The following is a 4,397-nucleotide window of genomic DNA, read 5'->3' as shown; positions in this document are numbered from 1 at the left end:
CCACTGTCACGATGATAAATCGGCATCTGATGGAAGCCTAGAATCATCTACATTTTAGTTAATATAGATAATACTAGACCTAACCAAAGGAAGTCAAGCTGTATCCTTAACAAAGGAACAGTTAAACTAGGAGCCGTGTGAGGTGAAAGTCTCACGCACGGTTCTGAATGGGAGGGGAGGTCGGTGACGACCTTCTCGACCCCTAATCGCAAAAACTAGATTCGAGCAAGAAATCAGGAGAAGAGATACTGCAAACCATCGAGCCAAAAGGGATTGCAGACGAATCAATGCGTCGGACAGTAGAAATATTACTGAACTTAATAGAGCAACTACAAGCAGAAGTCAAAGAATTACGAGCAGAAAATCAACAGTTAAAAGACGAAAACAACCGTCTCAAAGGAGAACAAGGTAAGCCAGACATCAAAGCTAACAAGAAAGGGTTTACCAAGAATCAGTCATCAGAGAAAGAGCGAAAAACTCCAAAAAAGCACAATAAAGGCAGTAAGAACGGGACTATAAAAATAGATAGAGAAGAAATAGTAAAATACCCCCAAGATAAACTGCCAGCAGACGCAGAGTTTAAAGGCTATCAAGAAGTAATCATCCAAGACATCACCCTAGCAACCGACAACATACTATTCCAGAAAGAAAAATACTACTCACCCTCAGCAGGAAAAACCTATTTAGCAGAACTGCCTTGCGGTTATGAAGGAGAATTTGGACCGGGAATAAAAGCCTTAGTAATTAGCCTATACTACGGGGGCAACATGACCCAAGGCAAATTATTAGAGTTTTTAGAAGATATTGGCATATCCAGATCAGCCGGCTATCTATCGAACCTACTGATTAAAAACCAAGTGGAGTTTGAAGGCGAGAAAAATGAAGTATATGCGTCAGGACTAGAGAGCAGTCATTGGCAACACTTCGACCAAACTGGTGCGCGGGTGGGTGGGGTGAACTATAGCGGGTTTCAGTTGAATGAGGTACAGCATGGATGACTAGGTAGGCTCTTTAAAAGGGGTATCGCAATAGCAACAATGGGTAAACCAGTGATGGATATCTCGCAATGTAATCTGACTAAAGGCTTGAACGATCGCTTTTTCCAGATCAGCATAGGTAAGAGGTGACATAGAACGAATCAGTATTTTCACTTTCGACCAACAGTTTTCAATGGGAGAAAAATCGGGAGAATAGGGAGGTAAAAACTCCAGTCTAGCACCGACTTCTTGAAGAATTGGTTCGAGGGTTTCTTTTTGATGAATCGAAGCATTATCCATTAATACACAAGCTCCTTTCCACAAGTTTGGAACTAATAATGTAGCAATAAATGCTTCAAATATTAAACCATTTGCGGCTCCAAATACATTGATAAAAGCCAGCAAGCCTTTGAGCGCTATCGCTCCAATTATCGTGACGTTTTTTCCTCGGTTTAACGGAACTGAATCATACACTCTCTGACCTTTTTCAGCCCTGCCATCAAGTCTTGTCATCCCTAGATTAGAGCCAGACTCGTCAACGAAAACCAAATCTTCCGCTCTAACATCTCGGATTTTCTCCCAATATTCTTCTCTTAATTTTTGCACTCTTTCCGTGTCTCTTTACCCAGCGTGTAAGCTTTTTTTTAGAGTTAAATTTAGCTGTTTTAAAATTCGACTGATTGTTGAGTTACTCACCACCGTCTGTGTTTTTTCCTCAATTTGTTTTCTTAACTCGTCTAAGGTGGCATCTTTCTTTTCTTGGACTAAATCGCCCAGCCAGATAATTTCGTCGCTCTTAAGCTTGAGTTTTTGTCCTCCACCATGGGGTCGGGGATTTAGATTTCCTGTTTCACGCCACTGCTTGATTAGTTTCTGGATAAAGCTTAAAGCTACTCTAAATCTTTTGGCTAACTCACGTTGTGAGAGGTTATTCTCCTCGTAGGTCTCGATGATCTTTTGTCGCAAGTCTAAAGAATAGGGCTTCATCGGGTCGTGGCTCCTGCCTAGGTCTATAATTTATTGTCCTCTTCTATTGTACCTCATGCAAGTGCATACCGCTATATACCACTAATGTAATATGCAACCCTTTCTATACAATCTACTTGACCACTGCCAAAAAAGACAGATTGAGTGTAGTCAAAGTATGGCAAAATGCCACAGAACTGGAGTTGATTCTCAATCAACTTACAGACAACTTACAAAGAGACTTTCCCAATCCCAACTAAATGGAAAAATGCTCGGAAACCGCCAATTCAAGTTTGAATTGCATCACTATCTGATCTACCTTTATAGAATACCTCATTCGGGGTACGATAGTCAAGACATTTTCGAGGACGATTGTTAATCAAGTTTACGGCTCTTTCCACCTGCTCTGGCTTAACGATTTTAAAATTCGTTCCCTTGGGGAAAAATTGTCTTAACAGTCCATTGGTAGGCTCGTTTAATCCCCTCTCCCACGAATGATAAGGAGTAGCAAAATAAAAATCTGCTCCTAGTTTCTGACTCAACTCTTGATGTCCACAAAATTCTTTGCCGTTGTCACAAGTAAAGGTTTTTCTTTGGTCAGGGTGAATCTCTTGAAAAAGTTTTTCTGTGACTCTATTGATTTCCGATGCGGTTTTGTTTTTGGCTAATCCTGCTACTAAAAATTTCGAGGCTTTGTCTACATGAGTAACGAGAACTCCTAGATGATTGCCTCCAATCATTGTGTCACTTTCCCAATGACCGATTTCAGTTTTCTGGTCAGCAATTACTGGTCGCTCGCTGATATCTACACGCCCTGGAATCCCTCCACGCTTACTTTTTGCTCCGCCTCGACTCTTTCTTTGACAAAGCCCCCGGCGTAAATATTTCTGGTACTCTCCACATCCGGGATAGTTCTGATAGATCATTTGATAGATGGTTTCGTGACTGAGAGATTCTTGACTGGCTCTTTTCAGACGACCTGCTATTTGTTCGGGACTATGATAATCTTTCAATCCTTCTTTGACCAACTCTAAGGCTGACTCGCTGACATTTTTAAAGGGTTGTTTGGCATTTTTTCGCCTTGTCTCGCTTTGAGCTTGTGCTGTGTCAGGTAGATAGCAGCCAAGGGAACTTTGATTCCTTTTTAATTCCCGTGATATTGTGCTTTGATGACATCCGAGCCAGACGGCCATTTGCCGTTGAGATAAATTTCCCTCCTGACTAAGTTGGTAGAGCAAGTTTCTTTGTTCTATGTTAAGATGTTGGGGGCTTCGTTTTTGGGTCTGATTTGTTTTTGTTAATGATCAGACAGTACCTGATGAGCCTTTCTTTGTCAACTCTTGAGGTTGATGCGTTTCATTTTTGAATTGGCGAACTATTACCTCAAGAAACTGTGTTGAGTGAAGCAGAGTTTAATGCCCTACTTGATACATATCTACCCAAACTAGGTTCTCAGCACCGGACTCGAATTATAGAAGCAGCGATTGCTTTCTATCATCAACAAACTGATTGGCCAGTAGTGCAAACTCTGGTCTGTGATCATGCTCCCCAATTCAAATTACTGACAGATAATATTACTTTGTGTTGGGTACATGAGGGACGACATTATAAGAAGTTGACTCCTTATGTTGCTTGTCACCAAAAAGCTCTTGATAAATTCCTGGATGATTTCTGGGATTACTAAGCTTTTACGCATTTAAGTTACATTAACAGAATTACCCTTATTTTAAAGTTTTCTACTCCATTTAATAATCAATCCCCCTTCATTTAAAAGCTGATTGACTACTTTTTCTAGTTCTTCTTTATTTTCAAATTCTCGATTAGCTATTGGGACTTAAACAAATTTCAAGCCCAAACAAAGCCTAAACTGGCTTTGTAAGCGGCAAACACATCCCGATTCTCGGTCAGCCACTCAAAGAAACGGAAAGACATCGCTGTCCGAAAAGCTGCCAAGGCTTCCACAAAAGTGTTTAAAGGTCGATTCGCCCACCGCCTTTGCAATCCCCCAGTTAACTGATGCCACAGGATAAATGTATAGGCACAAAACACCAGGATAAAATGACGAAGTAAGCTTCGTTTATCCCTGACTTGATATTCCCTTAACCCTAACCATCCTTTGGCTTCTCGGTAGAATACTTCCACCCAATTTCTTTCGGTGTAAGTCCTCACTATCCACGACGCTGTTACTGTATCTGTCTCGACTACATTGGTGATAAAATAGTCAACTTCTGTCGCTTTTTCCCCTGAACTTGCCTTCATGACGATCGCCAAGTTCCTTTCTCCTTCTAGTTGAGATATTTTCGCTCTGAATACCGCTACCCAAACCGTTTTTTCTTGATCTAGATTTAGGGTGATTTTCTCCCAATCCTTTTCTGATCGGCTTTTGGCTAGTTGCTCAAGCTGGATTGTTTCTTCCACACCCCCTTCTTTTTCAATAATTACTTTTCGATTTTT

4 protein-coding genes and 2 pseudogenes are annotated in these 4,397 nt (G+C 41.0%); 2 read left to right on the top strand and 4 right to left on the bottom strand.

Annotation, left to right across the window (positions count from 1 at the left end):
- The first annotated feature begins 287 nt into the window (after positions 1-287).
- On the top strand, positions 288-998 hold the full coding sequence (locus H6F92_RS25565) for a bZIP transcription factor (protein WP_242029937.1): 711 nt from the start codon (positions 288-290) through the stop codon (positions 996-998).
- On the opposite strand, the pseudogene H6F92_RS25380 reads toward H6F92_RS25565, so the two are convergent.
- The 3 genes and pseudogenes from H6F92_RS25380 to H6F92_RS00195 form a co-directional block, all read right to left on the bottom strand.
- Positions 999-1,586 (bottom strand): annotated as a pseudogene (locus H6F92_RS25380) (IS630 family transposase); the annotation flags it as partial.
- A 12-nt stretch (positions 1,587-1,598) separates the two neighbouring features.
- Positions 1,599-1,964, bottom strand: coding sequence for a helix-turn-helix domain-containing protein (locus H6F92_RS25375; protein WP_199308090.1), 366 nt, complete (start codon positions 1,962-1,964; stop codon positions 1,599-1,601).
- A 266-nt stretch (positions 1,965-2,230) separates the two neighbouring features.
- A pseudogene (locus tag H6F92_RS00195) lies at positions 2,231-3,214 on the bottom strand (IS30-like element ISMae39 family transposase); the annotation flags it as partial.
- 125 nt (positions 3,215-3,339) lie between these two features.
- On the opposite strand from H6F92_RS00195, the gene H6F92_RS25560 reads away from it, so the two are divergent.
- On the top strand, positions 3,340-3,627 hold the full coding sequence (locus H6F92_RS25560; RefSeq protein ID WP_242029936.1) for a hypothetical protein: 288 nt from the start codon (positions 3,340-3,342) through the stop codon (positions 3,625-3,627).
- Positions 3,628-3,788: 161 nt separating this feature from the next.
- Here H6F92_RS25560 and H6F92_RS00185 read toward each other — a convergent pair.
- Positions 3,789-4,397, bottom strand: a 609-nt coding sequence (locus H6F92_RS00185; protein WP_190356379.1) for a transposase, incomplete at its 5' end; no start/stop codon positions are given.

Source organism: Microcystis wesenbergii FACHB-1317 (genome assembly GCF_014696875.1).
Lineage (GTDB): Bacteria > Cyanobacteriota > Cyanobacteriia > Cyanobacteriales > Microcystaceae > Microcystis > Microcystis wesenbergii_A.
The sequence above is the reverse complement of the archived record's forward strand: the minus strand, read 5'-3'. Positions and strand labels throughout refer to the sequence as shown.